Source organism: Pseudomaricurvus alkylphenolicus (assembly GCF_011683955.1).
Taxonomy (GTDB): Bacteria; Pseudomonadota; Gammaproteobacteria; order Pseudomonadales; family Cellvibrionaceae; genus Pseudomaricurvus; species Pseudomaricurvus alkylphenolicus.
Window position 1 is genome coordinate 431353 of the sequence record NZ_JAAQPI010000002.1, and the last position, 20215, is coordinate 451567.

Consider the following 20215-nt stretch of genomic DNA (forward strand, 5'->3'; position numbering starts at 1 on the left):
AATGGATGGCGTTTGCAAGGGTTACTCGTCCATGCTGATTTCTTCGAGTTTAAAGTCTTCGTTGGAGCCTTGCGCCTGATCGTCTTTTTCCAGCTCCTCTATGAGCTGCAGGTAGGACTGTTCCAGCATGGCGCATTCTTTCTGGCTGCGTTGCAGCTGTTCTGCCACATCGTCGGCAGTCTCCACCTGGTCGAGCAACTCCAGGTATTGCTCTTCGATAAACTGTTTTTCTCTCAGTGTCCGTTCCAGCGCTTCTTTCAGCTCCCCGAGCTCAAAGTCGCTGGGATTGATGGGAGGCTGAGTCTGTAGCTGCTCCAACGCCTGACGGGTCTCTTCGGCGGTGCGCTGCGCCGCATTCAAACGTTGCTGCAATTCTTTGACCAGTTCTTCGCTGCGTTTGTTCTTGGCAAAATATTCGCTGATTTTGGCCCGCAACTGAGTGTTTTCCTTCTGGGTCCTACCCATTCGTCGCAGCTTCTCGTCTCTTTCTTCCGCCCCTTGGGTCAGCAGTTTGATCTCACGCCTCAGACGCCGCTCCTGGTCCTCCAGCCCTTTGATACGCCTGGATTGATCACTCTGTCTCTCCAGCTTTTCTTCCAGCACTTTCAACTGATGGCGATTATTGCTCGCCTGGGTTTTCATTCGTGCAATCAACTGCTCGCTCTCTGCAAACTGGGCCTTGAGTGTCGACAACTGCACCATCAACTCGCGGCTGTGGTCGTCTGGTTTCAGTGCCGCGCTGGCCTGCTCAATACAGTCCAGACTTCCGGATTGCTGCCGAGCAACACCTTCGATGGTATTTAAGGTGGATGCCGTGGCCTGCAATCCCCGGGCGAATCCGGCAATAGCCTGGTCAGAGGATTGGGGTGCGGGGATCTGGCGCTCCTGTTCCAGCTCGGTGCGACTTTGCTTCAACTTCTTTTGTAAAGCACGCACCTGGCTTTCGAGCCGCTGATTGTTTTTACCATGCTGCCTCAGGGCATAGAGAAAGAAACCCCAGGACACCAACAGTATGAGCACTGTGTTAAACAACAGTGCGATTGCTAGGTTGAGAGACATGTCACTATTTATTGTTATTTATCGTTTTTATGGCAGTGGTTTCATCTCAGGTGAATGAGACGCCAACTCACAAGTTTACGACCTTTTTGGTTAGAAAAACCACTACTTGATTGTGAACGAATCGGCATTTTTGATGCCGTTGGAGAATTTTTGCCAGGATAAAGCCTGCTTTATTTTTCTTATATTAGGACCTATACCTACAGACAAGATCTTCATGCAACATGCCTTGGCACAAGAACCCCATTCAGCGCAAAGGTTTTTGTTTATTTGCTGTTTTTATGAGGCGACGATTGTCAAGGTGCCTTGACCGTACCCAATAACGGCAAGTTCAGCATCCAGCCGTTCATCTGCGGGCGTTTCCAACAGGCTTTCCAGGCGGGCAAATGACTGATGTACCAGGCTGGCTCGATTAAGCTGCAACTGGCGGTGTTCATTGCCTTTTTTGCCATTAATAGTGTCCGTGATCACCTTCAGCAGTCGTTCACAATCTTCCAATAAGGTGCTGGAGACCTCACGGTCGGCAATGCCCTGGTGAACAATGTCTTCCCTCAGTGCACCAAGTGCCCCGCCCAGAACACAGGCCGCTTTAAGATCGAGAATACAAACCGCTCGCACCTTACCATCATCACTGTCAGAGAGCAGTCCGAGTACACAGGGAAATTGCTGCTCCCCAAATCTCAGCGGTTCAATGGGCTCCATCAACAATTCAGCGCTGGCCACCTTGTTTAGAGCGTATTCCACCTCGCTCACAAGAGGCAGAATCACTCGCTCATTCAATTCTTTGGGTTCATCTGTCGACTTGGTTTCCGCCCCTGATGGCGGGACGACTGCTGATACGGTGCCTGCATCGGCTTCAGCCTCGATGATATCCAGGCCTTCACGATAGCTGGAAATTTGGTCATCCGAGCTGTTGAGCACCGGTAACACTGCACTGTGCAGGGTTTCCATATCAAAAGGTTTATTAACGACAAACTTGGCGCCAGCTTCGCGGGCTTCCTGAATCCTGGCTGCAGAGGTTTCAGTAGTCACAAAGCCGACCTTGATACCCAGCATCTCCCGATTGAGGGCTTTGAGCAATTCCAGGCCTGACATTTCGGGCATGTGCCAGTCGGACAGGATCAGATCCGGCTCCCAATGACGGGCAATATCAAGCGCTTCCACGGCGCTGCCTGCCGTTCTGGTCTGCAGATCGGTATATCCGGCTTTTTCCAGGCCCCGACGGACAATGCTCTGCATGGCCCGACTGTCATCCACGATCAAAATACGCACGCTCAAGCTCCTCAAGCTCCCTGATAATTGACACAGATCTACCGTGACTGCTCATCGCTTTCCGCTGCGACGATTTGTAATCAAAACAGTTTCCCTCTATAAACGTTAGGGCGTTTTCGAGAGACTGGGTGCCAGCGCGTCTGTCGGTGATTAACGGTGCTGACAAGCAGGCCATTATAAGGTCTGTGGTAAGCAGGGCAAATAAGATGACAACACGTTTATGAAGCCAACCCTGATTGGCCAACAGCTGTTAAACGCGGGACTGATCACCAGCGAGCAGTTACAAAATGCACTCAAGGTCCAGCGCAAGAATAATATCTTGCTGGGTCAGCTCGCCATTGAGTATGGATATCTCAACCAGCAGCAGGTAAGCGAGATAAACCGATACCAACGTCGAATCAACCGACGCTTTGGTGATATCGCCCTGCAGAGAGAACTGCTGACGCCTCTGCAGATAGACATTCTGCTCTGTGAGCAACAGAGTCGGCGCCGCAGGCTCGGCGAAATACTGGTGCAGCAGGACGCTCTCACGCAAGAGCAGCTGGACTCGTTCATGCTGAACAACCAGCTCCCCAGTCTCCAGAACCTCTCTCCTTTGAGCCGTGACATTCTGCAGCATATGCAAGCCCTGTTTCTGCGGTTGCTGCACAGTCACTGTCGCCACACCCCTCTGGGGGATTCGTCGCTGCCTGAGGGATGGCAAAACCATTGCGTGGGGTTGCGCCTGTTTTCGGAAGCTGCGCCGGACAGGGAGTTACGCCTCGGCCTCTATGCTGACTCAGATTGCCTGCGCCCTCTGGCGGCAAGATTTATGGATGTTGATGAAGAAGAGTGCGATAGGGAACTGGCTATAGATGCCTGCGGAGAGTTTCTTAATACCCTGGCCGGTTACATTATCAGCGATTCCCTGCCACAAGAACTCAATTACGCACCGACCCCTCCCGGAGTACCCAATACCATCAAGAGCTATCATGAGGAATTACAGCAGGCGGTGTTTGTCGCCTTTAGTTGTGAATTTGGCGACGGGATCATCATTATCGTTGAGGGTGAGCCTGACGAATTGGGAGCATAGATCAATTAAGAATAAGAAAAAGACAGATGTAGACCGAATGAATCTTAGCTCTGAACAACTACCGGTAACGGATCAATACTATGCTAGTATTTGTTCCCCAAAAAATCGGCGATTAAGATAACAGTTAGCGCATGGCAAATCAGCAGGACATTCACCTTTCCGAAACTCACCTTAACGCCGCCATTGCGCATATGCAAAGCCTGGGGATTCCCACCTCTCCCGCCAATATCCGAGTCTGGTATGACTACAGTGAAGGCGAAAATGAAGATCTGAACCTCGCCATTGATGAGCTCAGAAGCGCCAGCATCAGCTTCGACCCTGATCTCAATTACGAGCTGTATAACCGCTTCTACGGAGAACTGCCCAATGAGCAGCTGGAAAAGTTTCGGGCTCAGCTGCGTAGCATTACCACTGAACTGGGACTGGAACTCACTGGTTTAAACCCTGATTCAGGCGAGTGTGAAAGCGCTCTGGCCATCGCCGAGAAGGCACTTGCGGACGGATGTGAGCTGGATGCCCTGAAAACCATCACCCAACAATTGATTGCTGAAAGCCGAAAAGTGGTGGAACAAAACAATCAGATGGGGCAAATCGTCAAGTCGATGCAATCCAAGATGTCTTCCCTGGAAGTTAATCTGGAACGCGCCAGCACCGAAGCCCTGACGGACAAGCTGACCGGTATTGCCAATCGGCGCGCCTATGACAAGAAGCTGGACGATGTGCTGATGCGTCTTAAGCCTCAAAGTCAAACCAGCTTACTGATGATCGATATCGATCACTTTAAGCGTTTTAATGATACCCACGGACATTTGATGGGTGACAAGGTACTGCGCTTTGTTGCCCAAATGATCAAGAAAGTCATCAAAGGCGATGATTTTCTTGCCAGGACTGGTGGTGAAGAGTTTCAGTTAATCCTCGAGGACTGCCCCCTGGACGACGCTGTCAATATCGCCGAAAAGATTCGTCAGACGATTGGCAGTGCTCATTTAACCAAAGGTAAGGAGCGCACTCCGGTGGGACATGTGACACTTTCTATCGGTGTCGCTCATTTGAGTACCGAAGAGACACGCAACGATCTGATCAATCGAGTCGACAAATATTTGTACGAAGCCAAAGCAAAAGGCCGCAATCGCGTCGTCAGCAACCTCGAAACCGCTTCAGCCTGAAGCCCTGCTTCAAGCTGAGGAAGCCCACAGCCAGTCTTTCAATGCCGACATCACCTTTTCCCGATACTGTTCGGATTCATTCACCAGCTGGTGGCGACCGCCGACGATATTGACCACCCGTGTGTGGGGAAATTTTTCCCGGATGGCTTCGAGGTTGTACTCAAAATCCACGGTTTGATCGCTGTCTCCCTGGATAATCGTCAGCGGGCGCTTCTGCACGTCAAAGACCCAGAAATTGTCGATCCACTCCTCCATGGCCACCGCCCAGCGCATCGGTGTGATGCGAGTCTGTAGTGGGTCTTCGTTCTCCACAAACCGCAGAAAGTCAGCATCGTGAGAGGATTGATTGAATTTACGCGGCAGCTGCCGCACCAACATCTTGTAGATGGGAAATACCCAACGGGCCAGGGCCCACCCCTGAGGGCGTATCAGGGGGGCCAACAGCATGACTTTTTCAATGGATTGTTGCTGCGGCAAACTGCCGAGAAAATTCAACAATACGGCACCACCAGTGCTCTGACCCACCGCGTGCCACGGGTGGGGCAGGCCCACCACCTTTCGCATGCAGACCATAAACACATCGCGATATTGGTCGAAGGAATCGATACTGGCCTGGTCGCCGGAGCTGAGCCCGTGGCCGGGCAAATCAAAAGCCACCACCGCGAACTTTTGTTGCAGCAAAAAACGCAGGGCGTGCTGCATCAGACCCACGTTGTCGGTGAAGCCGTGAATAAAAAACACGGTACCTGCCGGTGCCGCTGGTCGCCATATATGGGCGGCCACATCAAATCCCGATGCTCGAAAACGACCAAAGCTGTGGTGCTGGCAGAGGCCTTCCTGCAAAAAGTTGATGTTGTAGTGGTTGAGGTAGGCTTGAACGCTTTCGCTGCCGAGCCAGTGCTTATCAGACGCCTCGGGCGATTCCAGCGAGGGCAGTCTCGCGGCCAGTGCCTCCAGCGATTCCAGAGTAGGGGTCATACGTGTTGCTCAACGGGAGATAGCCTCAAGTATAGAGCAAGCAAGGAGAGGGGGGGGAAATGGGGGCCAATCCTTTCGGCCAGCCCCCTGCTAGTGTATCAAGCGATTACTTGACCTTGGCCTTCAGTTCACCGCTCTCATAGCGCTGGAACATATTCTCCAGGCTGATTGGACTGATCTTACTGGCATTGCCCGCAGTACCAAACGCTTCGTAGCGGGCCACACAGATGTCCTTCATCGCCGTCACGGTTTCCTTGAGGAACTTGCGGGGGTCAAACTCTGACTTGTTGCCATCTAGGAAACGACGTACCGCACCGGTAGATGCCAGACGAAGATCAGTGTCGATGTTCACCTTGCGAACACCGTGCTTGATACCTTCGACGATCTGCTCAACAGGTACACCGTAGGTTTCCGGAATTTCACCACCGTACTGGTTGATAACCGCCAACCACTCCTGGGGCACGGAGGAAGAACCGTGCATCACCAGATGAGTGTTGGGGATACGGGCATGAATTTCCTTAATGCGGTCAATCGCCAGGATGTCACCCGTGGGTGGGCGGGTGAATTTGTAGGCACCGTGGGATGTACCACAGGCAATGGCCAGGGCATCAACCTCGGTTTTTTGTACAAAGTCAGCGGCTTCTTCAGGATCTGTCAGTAGCTGGTCGTGGGACAGTTTGCCCACAGCGCCAATACCGTCTTCCTCACCGGCTTCGCCGGTTTCCAAAGAGCCCAGGCAACCCAACTCGCCTTCCACAGAAACACCGCAGGCATGAGCCATGTCTACCGTGCGGCGAGTCACGTCCACATTGTACTCGTAAGAAGTCGGGGTTTTGCCATCTTCACCCAGTGAGCCATCCATCATGACTGAGCTGAAACCCAGCTGGATAGAGCGCTGGCACACAGAAGGTGAGGTGCCGTGATCCTGATGCATACAGACCGGAATATGAGGAAATTCCTCAATGGCTGCGAGGATCAAGTGACGCAGGAAAGGAGCACCCGCGTATTTACGGGCACCGGCAGAGGCCTGCACAATGACCGGAGAATCGGTCTGGTCAGCCGCTTCCATAATGGCACGCATCTGTTCCAGGTTATTAACGTTAAACGCCGGCACACCGTAACCGTGCTCGGCGGCGTGGTCCAGCATTTGGCGCATACTAATAAGGGCCATGGTTCTTGTCTTCCTGTAGCTATCGTTTTTAGGTATCGGGTAATCAGCCGTCGGCACGTGCTTCTAGCATGGCAACGGCGGGCAGGACCTTGCCCTCCACGTATTCGAGGAAGGCGCCACCACCGGTGGAAATGTAAGATACTTTATCAGCAATACCGTACTTATCCACAGCCGCGAGAGTGTCACCCCCACCGGCAATGGAGAAACCGTCGCTATCGGCAATCGCGCGGGACAAAACCTCTGTGCCAGCGCCAAACTGATCAAATTCAAACACACCAACCGGTCCGTTCCAGATGATGGTTTTGGCCTCCGCCAGAATCGCGGCCAGCTGAGCGGAGGAATCCGGACCAATGTCAAAAATCATATCGTCTTCAGTCACTTCGGCCGCGTCTTTCAAGGTTGCCTCAGCGGACTCGGAGAATTCCTTACCGGTAACCACATCAGTGGGCACGGGAATATCGCACTTGTCCATCAGCGCCTTGGCATTGGGGATGAGGTCTTGCTCATACAGAGACTTGCCCACTGGCTTGCCGCTGGCAGCCAGGAAGGTATTGGCGATGCCGCCACCGACGATCAGCTGATCAACCTTGTCGGAGAGGGTTTCCAGCACGGTCAGTTTGGTGGATACCTTGGAGCCACCAACGATGGCTACCATGGGGCGGGCTGGATTGGCCAGAGCCTGTTCCAGCGCATCCAGTTCAGCCGCCAGCAATGGGCCGGCGCAAGCTACCGGTGCGAACCTGGCCACACCATGGGTGGAAGCCTGGGCACGGTGCGCAGTGCCAAAGGCGTCCATAACAAACACGTCACAGAGAGCGGCATAGGCCTTGGACAGACCCTCGTCGTCCTTCTTTTCGCCGGGGTTAAAGCGAACGTTTTCCAGCAGCACCAACTCTCCCTCGGACACCTCTACACCAGACTGCCATTCCTTGACAACGGCAACGTCACGCCCCAGCAGCTTGCCGAGATGATCCGCTACAGGCTGCATGGAAAACTCCTCAGCGAACTCGCCTTCAGTGGGTCGCCCCAGGTGAGACATGACAATAACGCTGGCGCCGGCCTTGAGGGCGTGTTCAATGGTGGGCAGCGAAGCACGAATACGGGCGTCGCTGGTAACCACACCACCTTTTACCGGCACGTTCAGGTCTTCGCGGATCAATACTCGCTTGCCAGACAGATCCAGTTCCGTCATCAGTTTTACAGCCATGGCTGCGATTCCTCACTTTAGTAGCTTAATAAAGGTTAGCTTTGAATATGTTGCCATACACGGACGACATCGAGCATGCGGTTGGCGTAACCCCACTCATTGTCAAACCACACCAGGATTTTAGCCAGGCGCTTGCCGGCCACCCGGGTCTGTCCGGCATCCACAATGCCCGAGCGACTGTCGTGATTAAAATCACAGGAGGCCAACAGTTCCTCAGTGTAGCCCAGCACACCATGGAATTGTGTTGCCGCCGCGTGACAAAGTGCGTTGTTCACTTCTTCGGTGGATACATCTCTGGCAAGGACTACCGACAGGTCAATAGCCGAGACATTGGCCGTGGGTACGCGCATGGCCTGGGCCTCAAAACGCCCTCCCAGCTGCGGTAGAAATCGCTCAATGCCCCTTGCCAGACCCGTATCCACCGGAATCATGGAATTGATCGCGGAGCGGGTCTTGCGCAGGTCGGTATGATGGTAGGCATCAATCACCGGCTGGTCATTCATGGCCGAGTGCAAGGTGGTGATCACGCCGCTCTGCACACCAAAGGTGTCGTTAAGCGCGGTAATTACCGGGATGCTGCAGTTAGTGGTGCAGGATGCGTTTGACACTATGCGATGTTCGGGCGACAGCTCTTGCTCATTGATGCCATAGACAATGGTGGCATCGACATCCGATTGACCGGGCTGAGAAAACAAAACCCGTTTGGCGCCCTGATCGAGATGCAGCTGGGCTGTCGCCCTGTCACTGAATGCACCGGTGCATTCCAATACCAGATCCACATCGAGTTCTGCCCAGGGCAGCTCTCGGATGTTTTCACAATGGAGTACACGAATGTCCGTGTCGTTGATGCTCAGGACATCTTCGGTCACGCCCACCTCACCGGGAAAACGTCCGTGGGTGGAATCGTATTTGGTCAGATGAGCAATGGTCTTGCAGTCGGCCAGTTCATTGATGGCCACTACCTGCAACCGGTCCTGCAGGCCCGCTTCAAACAGAGCCCGCAACACACAGCGGCCAATACGGCCATAACCGTTGATGGCCAACCGCAAGGGTTGGCCGACAGAAGGGGTAATCACTTAGCCGATAACTTCTTCTACCGCGGCAACAACATTGTCCACGGTGAAACCAAAGTACTCCATCAACTGACCACCGGGAGCAGACTCACCAAAGGTGCTCATACCCACAACACGACCGTCCAGACCGACGAATTTATACCAGTAGTCTTCATGGGCCGCTTCCACGGCAACTCGAGCGCTGACTTCGATGGGCAGAACCTGCTGGCGATACTCGGCATCCTGGGCGCAGAAGATCTCGGCGCAAGGCATGGAGACAACGCGAACCTTTTTACCTTCGCTGCCGAGGCGGTCAGCGGCGGCTACCGCCAGCTCCACTTCAGAACCGGTGGCGATCAGGATCGCCTCTGGGGTGCCATCACTGTCTTTCAATATATAACCACCGCGGGCAACGTCGTTCAGCTGCTGCTCAGAACGAGGCTGAGGCGTCAGCCCCTGGCGTGAGAAGATCAACGAGGAGGGGCCGTCCTTGCGCTCTACGGCTGCTTTCCAGGCCACTGCGGATTCAACCGTGTCGCAGGGGCGCCAGGCGTGCATGTTGGGCGTGGTGCGCAGGCTGGCAATTTGCTCGACCGGCTGGTGCGTCGGACCGTCTTCACCCAGACCAATGGAATCATGGGTGTACACGAAGATGCTCTGCTGCTTCATCAGAGCGGCCATGCGCACGGCGTTACGGGCATATTCCATAAACATCAGGAAGGTGGCGCCATAGGTAACGAAGCCGCCGTGTAAGGCAATACCATTCATAATGGCGCTCATGCCGAATTCACGCACACCGTAGTAGATATAGTTGCCGGCGGCATCTTTGGCTTCCACACCCTTGCAGCCCTTCCAGAGTGTCAGATTGGAGCCGGCCAGGTCGGCGGAGCCACCCAGCAGTTCGGGCAGCAATGGTCCGAAAGCATTGAGGGTATTCTGAGAAGCCTTGCGAGAAGCCACTTTCTCGGCTTTCTCCTGGCACTCGCGGATGTACGCGTCGGCTTTTTCAGAGAAGTCAGCGGGCAGTTCGCCCTTGATCACACGGCGCTCATACTCGGCGGCCAGCTCAGGATGGGCGGCCTGGTAGGCTTCAAAGCGCGCCTGCCACTCACTTTCAGCAGCAGCGCCGGCTTCGCTGGCATTCCACTCGGCGGCGATATCGGCTGGAATCTCGAATGGGCCATGCTCCCAATTGAGGGTTTTGCGCACCAGGGCGATTTCTTCGGCGCCAAGCGGGGCGCCGTGGCACTCTTCCTTACCCTGCTTGTTGGGCGAGCCAAATCCGATAACGGTCTTGCAGCAAATAATGGTGGGCTTGTCGGTCTCAGCGCGGGCGGCTTCAATCGCGGCTTTGATGGCGGCGCTGTCGTGGCCATCTACAGCGGGAATCACATGCCAACCGTAAGACTCAAAGCGCTTGGGGGTATCATCGGTAAACCAGCCTTCGACTTCTCCATCGATGGAAATACCGTTGTCATCGTAAAACGCAATCAACTTGCCCAAACCCAGAGTACCGGCCAGGGAGCACGCCTCGTGGGAGATCCCCTCCATCAAACAACCATCGCCCAGGAAGGCGTAGGTGTGGTGATCGACAATATCGTGGCCATCGCGGTTGAACTGAGCAGCAAGGACTTTTTCCGCCAGTGCCATACCCACGGCATTGGTAATTCCCTGACCCAGAGGACCGGTAGTGGTTTCGATACCCGGGGCATAGCCGTATTCAGGATGTCCTGGCGTCTTGGAGTGCAGCTGGCGGAAGTTTTTCAGCTCTTCAATGGGCAGATCATAACCGGACAAATGCAACAGGGAATAGATCAACATGGAGCCGTGACCATTGGACAGCACAAAGCGATCGCGGTCTGACCAGTCGGGGTTACTGGGATTGTGCTTGAGATAGTCGTTCCACAGCACTTCAGCAATGTCTGCCATACCCATAGGGGCACCGGGGTGACCACTATTGGCTTGCTGGACGGCGTCCATACTGAGGGCGCGGATGGCGTTGGCTAATTCGGCACGAGATGGCATGGGCTCAGGGCTCCTGTTGATGTGCATTGGCGCCGCGCGGCCTCAGTTCGTTAAAGAGGGGCAGGCAGGGGCGCCGTTAAAAAAGGGCGGTATTTTCTCGCACCAGTGGGGCCGGCGTAAAGCGGGAAACCGGAAAAATATGGGGCTCAGGACATTTTGACCTACGCGCGCCAGACTTTTGGCCGATTTAGCCCACCCGATCTGACGCTAGACCTTGTCGGGAGGACGATTTCGGCTGAGGAGTCACTCAAACCGGCAGGTAACACCCAGCCCACTGATGACGAGGACTCCAGCATGCCGGGGTCAGCGCCGGTGGGCTACGCCGCAATTATCCAAAAGCACGGGGTAAGACTAAAACAACCGACTGCGATCGTTCTCGTCCTCCTGCATGCTCAGCTCATCGGCGGCATGAGACAGGTATTCGGCATCGGTTTCGGAGGCCAGCTTGATCAGCAGACGCAGGTCATTGGCCGAATCGGCATGCGCCAGCGCATCCTCGTAGGTAATCTCTCCCTGGTCGTAGAGCTCGAACAGCGCCTGGTCGAAAGTCTGCATGCCCACTTCCGTGGACTTCTTCATCAGTTCTTTCAGATCCGCCACTTCGCCCTTGCGGATCATATCCGCCGCCAGGGGCGTATTGAGCATCACTTCCAGACACGCCCGGCGACCATTACCGTCAGGAGTGGGAATCAGCTGCTGAGCCACAATCGCCTTAAGGTTGAGCGACAGGTCCATCCATAGCTGACCATGGCGGTCGGCAGGGAAGAAGTGAATGATGCGATCCAGCGTCTGGTTAGCGTTGTTGGCGTGCAGCGTGCACAGACACAGGTGGCCGGTTTCGGCAAAAGCAATGGCCTGCTCCATGGTTTCCCGGGTGCGAACCTCACCAATCAGAATCACATCCGGTGCCTGACGCAGGGTGTTCTTGAGGGCGACTTCGAAGGAGTCGGTGTCAATTCCCACCTCGCGCTGAGTAATGATGCAACCCTGGTGCTGGTGGATAAATTCAATCGGATCCTCGATGGATATGATGTGGCCTTTGGAGTTGCGGTTGCGGTGCCCCAGCATAGCGGCCAGAGAGGTGGACTTACCGGTGCCGGTGGCGCCGGCAAAGATAATCAACCCACGCTTGGTCATGGCAAGTTCTTTCACAATTTCCGGCAACCCCAGATCATCAATCTTGGGGATAGTGGTTTCAATACGACGCAGCACCATACCTGCCAGGTTGCGCTGATAGAAAGCACTGGCCCGGAAGCGACCAATACCACGGGCGCTTATCGCGAAGTTGAGTTCCTTGGTATCGAGAAATTCCTGCCGCTGCTTCTCGTTCATCACACTGAGTACGGTCTCACGTACTTTCTCTGGTGACAGCGGGGTGGTGGTGACCGGCACGATTCGGCCATGGAGCTTCATTGACGGCGGGACGCCCGCCGTAATAAACAGGTCGGAGGCTCCTTTTTCCACCATCAGGGTAAGTAAACGTTCAAAATCCATGACTACAACTCCTGTGCGGCTAACAACTAACTATAACCAACGGTATTGAAAGCACTAAAAATTTTCTGGCATTTTCGCTTTTTCGCGAGCCACCTCACGGCTGATAATGCGCCTGGCCACCAGGTCAGAGAGGCATTGGTCCATGGTCTGCATACCCACGGCCCCCCCGGTCTGGATGGCGGAGTACATCTGAGCCACCTTGTCTTCTCGGATCAGGTTACGGATAGCCGGTGTTCCACGCATGATCTCGTGGGCTGCTACCCGGCCACCGCCGTTTTTCTTCATCAGGGTTTGGGAAATTACCGCCTGCAGGGATTCCGACAACATCGAGCGGACCATGGCCTTCTCGTTGGCCGGAAATACATCCACGACACGGTCGATGGTTTTGGCGGCGGAGGTGGTGTGCAGGGTGCCAAACACCAAGTGGCCGGTTTCCGCGGCGGTCAGAGCCAGGCGGATGGTTTCCAGGTCCCGCATCTCACCCACCAGAATGATGTCGGGGTCTTCACGCAGCGCCGAGCGCAACGCTTCGGCAAAGCCGTGGGTATCGCGGTGCACTTCCCGCTGGTTCACCAGGCATTTCTTGGACTCATGCACGAATTCGATCGGGTCCTCGATGGTCAAAATGTGTTCGTATTTGTTGTCGTTGATGAAGTCCATCATCGCCGCCAGAGTCGTGGACTTACCGGAACCAGTGGGCCCGGTCACCAATACCAGCCCCCTGGGCACCGCGCAGATGTCCCGGAAGACCTGTCCCATACCCAGCTCTTCCATGGTCAGCACCTTGGAGGGAATGGTACGGAATACGGCGCCGGCACCGCGGTTGTGATTAAAAGCGTTGACACGGAAACGGGCAACACCGGGAACCTCAAACGAGAAATCCGTCTCCAGGAATTCCTCATAATCCTTGCGTTGCTTGTCATTCATAATCTCGTAGATCAGACTATGCACCTGCTTGTGCTCCATGGCCGGCAGGTTGATGCGTCTGACGTCGCCATCCACCCGGATCATGGGCGGCAATCCCGCCGACAAGTGCAGATCCGAAGCGCCTTGCTTGGCGCTAAAAGCCAAGAGTTCCGTAATATCCATAGTACGACCTTACTGAAGATTTGATGAAACCGCTGCCGCTGCCCATCCGTCCGGACAAGCAGTGGCCCATGCCAATGTATCAAGTATATGCCCAACATTGATGACAACCTAATCCAAGTTCGCACTCGAATCCAATGCGCCACTGAAGCAGCTGGGCGTCGGCCCGAGACCGTGCAGTTGCTCGCCGTCAGCAAGACCAAACCGGCGGCCATGCTGCGCGAGGCCCACGCAGCCGGTCAGCGCGCCTTTGGCGAGAACTACCTGCAGGAAGCGCTGGAGAAACAGCAACAGCTGGCGGATCTCGACCTGCAATGGCATTTTATCGGCCCGATACAATCTAATAAAACACGCGCCATCGCCGAAAACTTCGACTGGGTTCACAGCGTTGACCGGGAAAAGATCGGCCAGCGGCTGAGCCAGCAGCGCCCCTGCGGTTTACCTCCGCTGAATATATGCGTACAAGTCAATCTGGATGAAGAACAGAGCAAGTCAGGTGTTACCCTGGACGAAGTGGCTGATGTGCTTGAAAGCCTGGCAAAACTGCCCAATATTTGTGTGCGGGGACTGATGGCCATTCCCGCCCGGCGCAGCGATGAAGATGCCCAGCGGGCGGCATTTGCACGTCTGGCGGAAAAGTGTACAGAACTGCAAGACCGGTACCCGCAGCTCGACACCCTGTCGATGGGTATGTCCGGCGATCTGGAGGCCGCCATTGCCGCCGGCGCCACCATCGTTCGAATCGGAACCGACATTTTCGGCAGCCGTGAAAAGCCTCAGGCAATTTGAAAAAACCATAAGGAATTTCCCGTGAGTGATGTAAATTTGACGTTTATCGGTGCTGGAAATATGGCCAGCAGCATCATTGGTGGCTTGGTCAAACGCGGTTTCGCAGCCGACAGTATTACCGCCACTGATCCCTACCCGCCCAGTCTGGAAAAGCTCGCCGATACCTTCCCGGTGCAAACCAACACCGACAACGCCGCGGCGGCAGTTTCTGCAGACATTATTGTGTTGGCCGTTAAGCCACAGGTGATGCAGCAGGTATGTGAAGACTTACAACCACATCTCAACCACAAACCCATGGTCATCTCCATCGCCGCCGGGATCGACATTCGCTCGCTGGACCAGTGGCTCGGCAATGATCTGGCCATTGTCCGCTGCATGCCCAATACCCCGGCCCTGGTACAAACCGGAGCCAGCGGCCTCTTTGCCAATGCACAGACCAACGACGAGCAACGTCGTCTGGCCGAGGAAATCCTGAAGGCGGTGGGCATTGTTGAATGGCTTGAGACTGAAACACAGCTTGATCCGGTCACTGCCGTGTCCGGTAGCGGTCCGGCCTACTTTTTCCTGTTGATGGAGGCCATGATAGAGGCGGGTGTCGCCCAGGGGCTTGAGCGAGATACCGCCACCGCACTGACCTTACAGACCGCGCTGGGGGCAGCCCGCCTGGCACAGGACAGTGATGTGGACGTGGCCGAACTTCGCCGTCGGGTGACATCTCCCAATGGCACCACAGAACAGGCGATTCTGTCATTCGAAAATGATAACCTGCGCACTGTTGTTGCCACCGCCATGGAAAAGTGCGCCCAGCGCTCCGTGGAAATGGCGACTGAGTTAGGCGCTCAGTAGTTCAGGCAACTTCACATTCGGATAATTTGGCAATAACCGGATCTCGCAGAAGCCGGATAACACCATTCAAGACCAGGAGATTTCAGATGGGGCCATTACAGGAAATCGGCCACTTGATCGTACAAACGCTCGGATCGCTTTATCTGCTGATCGTTATGCTGCGATTTTTGCTGCAGCTGGCGCGGGCGGACTTCTACAATCCCATTTCCCAGTTTGCGGTTAAGGCAACTAACCCGCTGCTGATACCCATCCGAAGGGTAGTTCCGGGCATTTTCGGTATCGACATGTCGTCGCTGGTGCTGGGTCTGATCATCCAGATCCTGGTGTTCTACCTCAGTGCTTTCATTTTTCAGGTCGGCGGCGCAAATCCGGTCAATGTCCTGGTCTGGTCCCTGGTTGGACTGCTTTCCCTGGTGGCCAATATATTCTTTTGGGGGCTGTTGATCATGGTGATCGCCAGCTGGGTGGCCCCTCACAGCCAAAACCCGGCACTGCTGCTGGTGCGACAGCTGGTCGAGCCGGTGATGGCGCCGTTCCGCAAGTTGATCCCCGATATGGGCGGCATCGATATTTCGCCGATCTTTGCGTTCCTGGCGCTGAATGTGGTCCAGATTCTGATCCGGCATCTAGCGGCGGCGACAGGCATGGGACCGGCCGTGCAACAGATGATTCTCGGTATTTAACCGAATTACCCCTAGCGACCCGATTTTTAGCTGGAGTTTTCTCCCTTGTCCCAAGCCGACACTACCCAACACCCTTGCCACGCCAGTGACAATGTAGGCCTGGTAATGCCTGAAGTTTTCCACTTCGACACGCCGTTGAAGCTGGCCTGTGGCCGCACACTGGAAACCTACGACCTGGTGGTGGAGACCTATGGCAAACTGAATGCCGAACGCAGCAACGCCATACTGATTTGCCACGCCCTGTCCGGGCACCATCACGCCGCCGGTTATCACAGCGAGGATGATCGCAAGCCGGGCTGGTGGGATGCCTATATCGGTCCAGGCAAGCCCATAGATACCAACCGCTTTTTTATTGTCTCCCTCAATAATCTGGGCGGCTGCCATGGTTCCACCGGACCGCGTTCCATCAATCCGGAAACCGGCAAGCCCTGGGGTGCGGATTTTCCCAATCTGCGGGCTCGCGACTGGGTGCATTCCCAGGCGCGGCTGGCAGATCGCCTGGGTATTGAGCAATGGGCCGCTGTGATTGGCGGCAGCCTTGGCGGTATGCAGGCCATGCGCTGGTCCCTGGAGTATCCGCAGCGCCTGCGCCACTGTGTGGTCATCGCCTCGGCCATGAAACTCACCGCTCAGAACATCGCCTTTAACGAAACCGCCCGTGCGGCTATTACCTCTGACCCCAGTTACCACCACGGCAACTATCAGGACCACGATACCTATCCAAAGGGGGGCCTGTCGGTGGCACGCATGATCGGCCACATCACTTACTTGTCTGACGATGGCATGGGACAGAAGTTTGGCCGGGAAATCCGCTCAGGAAGCTTTGCACAGGGTTCAGATGAACCCGTTGAGTTCCAGATTGAAAGCTATCTGCGGTATCAGGGCGATGTGTTTTCCGACAGCTTCGACGCCAATACCTACATACTGATGACACGGGCACTGGACTACTTTGATCTGGCGCGCGAGTACGACGACGATCCGGTAAAGGCATTCAGCCGTGCCCAGTGCCGTTACCTGGTGGTTTCGTTTACCACGGACTGGCGTTTTGCGCCGGAGCGCTCTCGAGAGATCGTCGACGCACTGGTTGGTGCCGACAAACCCGTCAGCTACGCCGAGGTGGAGTCCGCCTATGGCCACGATGCCTTCCTGATTCCCATCGACCGTTATTACCGCCTGTTCAGCGAATACATGAAAGGGGTCGAGACCTGATGTCACTCTCACTACGTACTGATCTGGATGTCATCCAGGCCTGGATTCGGGATGGCAGTCGGGTTCTCGACCTGGGTTGCGGTGACGGCACTTTGATGCAGAATCTGCGCGATCATAAGCGCGTCACCGGATACGGGCTGGAAATCGATCCGGACCACATCACTACCTGTATTGGCAAAGGCCTGAATGTCATTGATCAAAACCTTAATGACGGCCTCGCCAACTTTGCTGACAACAGCTTCGACAGTGTGGTGATGACTCAAGCGCTGCAGACCATGCACGCCCCACACGAAGTACTGCTGGAAATGTTGCGGGTGGGCAAAGAGTGTATTGTCACCTTCCCCAATTTCGGGCACTGGAAAGCCCGTTGGCACCTGCTTTACAACGGCCGCATGCCGGTGTCCGATCTACTCCCCTATCAGTGGTACGACACGCCTAATATCCATTTCTGCACCTTTAAGGATTTTGAGGTCCTGTGTCGCTCTCTGGACATTAACATTCTGCAGCGGCAGGTGGTGGCTGAACGGCCGATCAGCAAACTGCTCAAGGATCTGCGACCCAACCTGTTCGGGGAAACCGCCATCTATCACCTGCGAAAACGCCAGTGAAGCGCTTGCTCGAAAGCAACTACACTTAGGGAGAGCCACTTCGCTTTTTCAAGGAGAAGAACATGAATAGCCTAACAATATACCGAGCAGGGCTGGCCCTGTTGCTGTTGTTGGCGAGCAGCCTGCTGCAGGCAAGCAACAAGCCATACACCACCTTTGGTGACCACAAAGTGCTGCATACGGTGTTTAACAGCAGCTTTATTCAGCCCAATATTGCCAGCGCCTATAACCTCACGCGGGGTAAAGATCGTGCACTGATAAATGTTGCCCTGATCCGCAGTACAGAATCCGGTAACAGCAATGGCCTGCCCGCCAAGGTCACCGGAACCGTTGCCAATCTGATGCAGCAGCAACGCAGCCTGGAGTTTATTGAAATCCACGAGCAGAATGCCGTGTACTACCTGGCGCCACTGCGCTTTACCAATGAAGAAGTGCTGCACTTTAATCTGGAAGTCACCCCCAAGGGCCAGGGCAAATCCTATACCGTTAAATTCAGTAAGAAACTCTATGTCGACTGATGCTAAGGGCGAACGCCCCCGAATTGTGCTGGCCAGTGGAAATGCCGGCAAGCTGAATGAATTCCGAACCCTGTTGCAGGGATTCGATATCCTGCCGCAGTCGGACTTTGATCTGGACAGTGCCGAGGAGACCGGCCTCAGCTTTGTGGAAAACGCGATTCTGAAAGCCCGCCACGCCTGCCAGTTTACCGGATTGCCCGCCATCGCCGACGATTCCGGCCTGGAGGTGGATGCCCTGCAAGGGCAACCCGGCATCCATTCGGCCCGCTTCGCCGGCGTGGATGGCGCCGGCAAAGACGCTGCCAACAATGCCAAGTTACTGAACAGTCTGGCCGGATTGTCCCAGGAAGAGCGCGGGGCGCGCTTCCAATGTGTGCTGGTCTATATGCGCCATGCGGAAGACCCCACGCCGCTGGTGTGCCAGGCCAGCTGGGAGGGCAAGATCCTGCACCAGCCCAGCGGCGAAGGCGGCTTTGGTTACGACCCTCTGTTTTACGTGGAGCAGCATCAGTGCAGCGCCGCCGAACTGAGCAAGGAACAGAAAAACGCCATCAGCCATCGCGGTAAAGCTATGGACCTGCTGCTGGCCAGACTCCAGCAACAGGGCATATTGGCTCCGTAACCCCCATGCTGGAACTACCGCCGCTGTCGCTCTATCTTCACATCCCCTGGTGTGTGCGTAAGTGCCCCTATTGTGACTTCAACTCCCATCAGTCAGGCGCTGAGCTTCCAGAGGCTGACTATGTGAAAGCGATCCTGGAAGACTTGCGCCGCAGCCTGCCCCTGGTACAAGGCCGTCGCCTGCAAAGTATTTTTATTGGCGGGGGCACTCCCAGCCTGTTCCAGCCCGGCGCCTTTGACACCCTTCTCAGAGCTTTCGAAAAACAGATTGGCTTTGAGCCCGACATCGAAATCACCATGGAGGCCAACCCGGGCACCTTTGAACAAAGGCGCTTTCTCGGATATCGCAGTGCCGGCATCAATCGCCTGTCCATCGGTATCCAGAGTTTTTCTGACCTTCATCTGCAACAGCTGGGCCGGATCCATGGCCGTGAGGAAGCCCTGTGTGCCGTAGCCATGGCGCGCCAGGCCGGCTTTGACAACATCAATCTCGATCTGATGCACGGACTACCGGGCCAAACCCCGATGGATGCTTCACAGGACCTGATGACTGCCATGGACCTGGATCCGGAGCACCTTTCCTGGTACCAGCTTACCATTGAGCCCAATACCGAATTTTACAGCCGCCCTCCGGTTCTGCCCGAGGACGATGCACTGGCTGACATCCAGCAGCATGGCGAACGTTTGCTGCGCAATGGGGGCTATCGCCAGTATGAAGTGTCGGCTTATGCCAGCCGGCCTCAGCGCCGCTCTCGCCATAACCTCAACTACTGGACGTTTGGCGATTACCTGGGGCTGGGAGCCGGCGCCCACGGCAAAATTACACTGCCCGATCAGGGCCATATCCTGCGATTCAATAAAACCCGACTGCCCCGACACTATCTGGAGCATATGGCCGCCCAGGATGGCGGCGCTGATGGTGGAGCCAAAACCATCAAACAGGACGATCTGCCGCTTGAATATATGATGAATTGCCTGCGTTTGGTGGAGGGTACGGATCTGAAGCTGTTTGAACCCCGCACAGGACTAAAACTCGCCAGAATAGCGTCGCCACTGAAGATTCTGCAGAATCAGGGATTGATCAGCACAGAGGGTGACATGCTGCGCACCACAGAGACCGGGCAGCGGTATTTGAATCAAGTGCTGGAATCCTTTGTCAACCTGTAGTCAACGAAACCCACAGTTATCAAGGCCCCTGGCCAATTAGAACGCCCTAAAACGGGGAAAAAGCGACAGCTGGCTGCTACAATTGCTATGGCGCGCCACCAAAAGGCATTCAGCCTTGCTCCGAAGGGCCAGCCTTGTTCAGGAGGATGAGTTGCGCGATAGTTGGGAAATCCCGGAGATTCAATAAAATAGGGA

General features: G+C 55.2%; 19 protein-coding genes. 10 read left to right on the top strand and 9 right to left on the bottom strand.

Translation table 11 applies throughout. From position 1 onward, the window contains the following. Positions 1 to 21: 21 nt before the first annotated feature. On the bottom strand, positions 22 to 1059 hold the full coding sequence (locus tag HBA55_RS07240) for a coiled-coil domain-containing protein (protein WP_166988879.1): 1038 nt from the start codon (positions 1057 to 1059) through the stop codon (positions 22 to 24). Positions 1060 to 1335: 276 nt separating this feature from the next. After that, a complete protein-coding gene (locus HBA55_RS07245) occupies positions 1336 to 2328 on the bottom strand; it encodes a response regulator (protein ID WP_166988881.1) in 993 nt (330 codons plus the stop codon). A gap of 220 nt (positions 2329 to 2548) precedes the next feature. On the opposite strand from HBA55_RS07245, the gene HBA55_RS07250 reads away from it, so the two are divergent. Both HBA55_RS07250 and HBA55_RS07255 read left to right on the top strand, forming a co-directional pair. Continuing rightward, entirely contained in the window at positions 2549 to 3400 is an 852-nt protein-coding gene (locus HBA55_RS07250) for a cyclic di-GMP-binding domain-containing protein, MshE-related (protein ID WP_166988883.1), read from the top strand. 131 nt (positions 3401 to 3531) lie between these two features. Continuing rightward, positions 3532 to 4566 carry a GGDEF domain-containing protein gene (locus HBA55_RS07255; protein ID WP_166988885.1) on the top strand — a complete coding sequence of 345 codons (1035 nt, stop codon included), beginning with the start codon at positions 3532 to 3534 and terminating at the stop codon, positions 4564 to 4566. Positions 4567 to 4575: 9 nt separating this feature from the next. Here HBA55_RS07255 and HBA55_RS07260 read toward each other — a convergent pair whose 3' ends face one another. The 7 genes from HBA55_RS07260 to HBA55_RS07290 form a co-directional block, all read right to left on the bottom strand. Beyond that, positions 4576 to 5544, bottom strand: coding sequence for an alpha/beta hydrolase (locus HBA55_RS07260; protein ID WP_166988887.1), 969 nt, complete (start codon positions 5542 to 5544; stop codon positions 4576 to 4578). Between the two features lie 106 nt (positions 5545 to 5650). Then, a complete protein-coding gene (gene fba, locus HBA55_RS07265) occupies positions 5651 to 6715 on the bottom strand; it encodes a class II fructose-bisphosphate aldolase (protein WP_166988889.1) in 1065 nt (354 codons plus the stop codon). Between the two features lie 43 nt (positions 6716 to 6758). Further along, a complete protein-coding gene (locus tag HBA55_RS07270; RefSeq protein WP_166988891.1) occupies positions 6759 to 7922 on the bottom strand; it encodes a phosphoglycerate kinase in 1164 nt (387 codons plus the stop codon). A 35-nt stretch (positions 7923 to 7957) separates the two neighbouring features. Beyond that, positions 7958 to 8998: a type I glyceraldehyde-3-phosphate dehydrogenase gene (gene gap / locus HBA55_RS07275; protein ID WP_338109371.1), complete on the bottom strand. Its 1041-nt coding sequence runs from the start codon at positions 8996 to 8998 to the stop codon at positions 7958 to 7960. Further along, the gene (gene tkt, locus HBA55_RS07280; protein ID WP_166988893.1) at positions 8999 to 10999 is read right to left on the bottom strand and encodes a transketolase; all 2001 of its coding nucleotides are present in this window, start codon (positions 10997 to 10999) and stop codon (positions 8999 to 9001) included. It lies immediately after the preceding gene. Between the two features lie 351 nt (positions 11000 to 11350). Next, positions 11351 to 12493 carry a PilT/PilU family type 4a pilus ATPase gene (locus HBA55_RS07285; RefSeq protein WP_166988895.1) on the bottom strand — a complete coding sequence of 381 codons (1143 nt, stop codon included), beginning with the start codon at positions 12491 to 12493 and terminating at the stop codon, positions 11351 to 11353. 54 nt (positions 12494 to 12547) lie between these two features. Then, the gene (locus HBA55_RS07290; protein ID WP_166988897.1) at positions 12548 to 13582 is read right to left on the bottom strand and encodes a type IV pilus twitching motility protein PilT; all 1035 of its coding nucleotides are present in this window, start codon (positions 13580 to 13582) and stop codon (positions 12548 to 12550) included. Between the two features lie 87 nt (positions 13583 to 13669). Between HBA55_RS07290 and HBA55_RS07295 the strand changes: the two genes are divergently transcribed. From HBA55_RS07295 to hemW, 8 genes are all read left to right on the top strand, one after another. Continuing rightward, positions 13670 to 14368 (top strand): YggS family pyridoxal phosphate-dependent enzyme, encoded by a 699-nt coding sequence (locus tag HBA55_RS07295; RefSeq protein WP_166988899.1) that lies wholly within the window; start codon positions 13670 to 13672, stop codon positions 14366 to 14368. Positions 14369 to 14389: 21 nt separating this feature from the next. After that, positions 14390 to 15214, top strand: a complete 825-nt coding sequence (gene proC, locus HBA55_RS07300; RefSeq protein WP_166988901.1) for a pyrroline-5-carboxylate reductase — start codon at positions 14390 to 14392, stop codon at positions 15212 to 15214. An 86-nt stretch (positions 15215 to 15300) separates the two neighbouring features. Next, positions 15301 to 15897: a YggT family protein gene (locus tag HBA55_RS07305; RefSeq protein WP_166988903.1), complete on the top strand. Its 597-nt coding sequence runs from the start codon at positions 15301 to 15303 to the stop codon at positions 15895 to 15897. Positions 15898 to 15942: 45 nt separating this feature from the next. Then, positions 15943 to 17106 (top strand): homoserine O-succinyltransferase MetX, encoded by a 1164-nt coding sequence (gene metX, locus HBA55_RS07310; RefSeq protein ID WP_277345534.1) that lies wholly within the window; start codon positions 15943 to 15945, stop codon positions 17104 to 17106. Further along, positions 17106 to 17714 carry a methionine biosynthesis protein MetW gene (gene metW, locus HBA55_RS07315; RefSeq protein ID WP_166988905.1) on the top strand — a complete coding sequence of 203 codons (609 nt, stop codon included), beginning with the start codon at positions 17106 to 17108 and terminating at the stop codon, positions 17712 to 17714. The genes metX and metW overlap by 1 nt, the downstream gene beginning before the upstream one ends. Before the next feature lie 62 nt (positions 17715 to 17776). Beyond that, entirely contained in the window at positions 17777 to 18232 is a 456-nt protein-coding gene (locus HBA55_RS07320; RefSeq protein ID WP_166988907.1) for a DUF4426 domain-containing protein, read from the top strand. Beyond that, positions 18222 to 18854 carry an RdgB/HAM1 family non-canonical purine NTP pyrophosphatase gene (gene rdgB / locus HBA55_RS07325; protein ID WP_166988909.1) on the top strand — a complete coding sequence of 211 codons (633 nt, stop codon included), beginning with the start codon at positions 18222 to 18224 and terminating at the stop codon, positions 18852 to 18854. Before HBA55_RS07320 ends, rdgB begins: the two co-directional genes overlap by 11 nt. A gap of 5 nt (positions 18855 to 18859) precedes the next feature. Next, a complete protein-coding gene (gene hemW, locus HBA55_RS07330; RefSeq protein ID WP_166988911.1) occupies positions 18860 to 20020 on the top strand; it encodes a radical SAM family heme chaperone HemW in 1161 nt (386 codons plus the stop codon). Positions 20021 to 20215: the final 195 nt, after the last annotated feature.

Bases quoted from the DNA above. Each gene is read 5' to 3' on its own strand.
- HBA55_RS07240 (WP_166988879.1), bottom strand. From the start codon at position 1,059: ATGTCTCTCAACCTAGCAATCGCACTGTTGTTTAACACAGTGCTCATA.
- HBA55_RS07250 (WP_166988883.1), top strand. From the start codon at position 2,549: ATGAAGCCAACCCTGATTGGCCAACAGCTGTTAAACGCGGGACTGATC.
- HBA55_RS07255 (WP_166988885.1), top strand. From the start codon at position 3,532: ATGGCAAATCAGCAGGACATTCACCTTTCCGAAACTCACCTTAACGCC.
- HBA55_RS07260 (WP_166988887.1), bottom strand. From the start codon at position 5,544: ATGACCCCTACTCTGGAATCGCTGGAGGCACTGGCCGCGAGACTGCCC.
- fba (WP_166988889.1), bottom strand. From the start codon at position 6,715: ATGGCCCTTATTAGTATGCGCCAAATGCTGGACCACGCCGCCGAGCAC.
- HBA55_RS07270 (WP_166988891.1), bottom strand. From the start codon at position 7,922: ATGGCTGTAAAACTGATGACGGAACTGGATCTGTCTGGCAAGCGAGTA.
- tkt (WP_166988893.1), bottom strand. From the start codon at position 10,999: ATGCCATCTCGTGCCGAATTAGCCAACGCCATCCGCGCCCTCAGTATG.
- HBA55_RS07285 (WP_166988895.1), bottom strand. From the start codon at position 12,493: ATGGATTTTGAACGTTTACTTACCCTGATGGTGGAAAAAGGAGCCTCC.
- HBA55_RS07290 (WP_166988897.1), bottom strand. From the start codon at position 13,582: ATGGATATTACGGAACTCTTGGCTTTTAGCGCCAAGCAAGGCGCTTCG.
- HBA55_RS07295 (WP_166988899.1), top strand. From the start codon at position 13,670: ATGCCCAACATTGATGACAACCTAATCCAAGTTCGCACTCGAATCCAA.
- HBA55_RS07305 (WP_166988903.1), top strand. From the start codon at position 15,301: ATGGGGCCATTACAGGAAATCGGCCACTTGATCGTACAAACGCTCGGA.
- metW (WP_166988905.1), top strand. From the start codon at position 17,106: ATGTCACTCTCACTACGTACTGATCTGGATGTCATCCAGGCCTGGATT.
- HBA55_RS07320 (WP_166988907.1), top strand. From the start codon at position 17,777: ATGAATAGCCTAACAATATACCGAGCAGGGCTGGCCCTGTTGCTGTTG.
- rdgB (WP_166988909.1), top strand. From the start codon at position 18,222: ATGTCGACTGATGCTAAGGGCGAACGCCCCCGAATTGTGCTGGCCAGT.
- hemW (WP_166988911.1), top strand. From the start codon at position 18,860: ATGCTGGAACTACCGCCGCTGTCGCTCTATCTTCACATCCCCTGGTGT.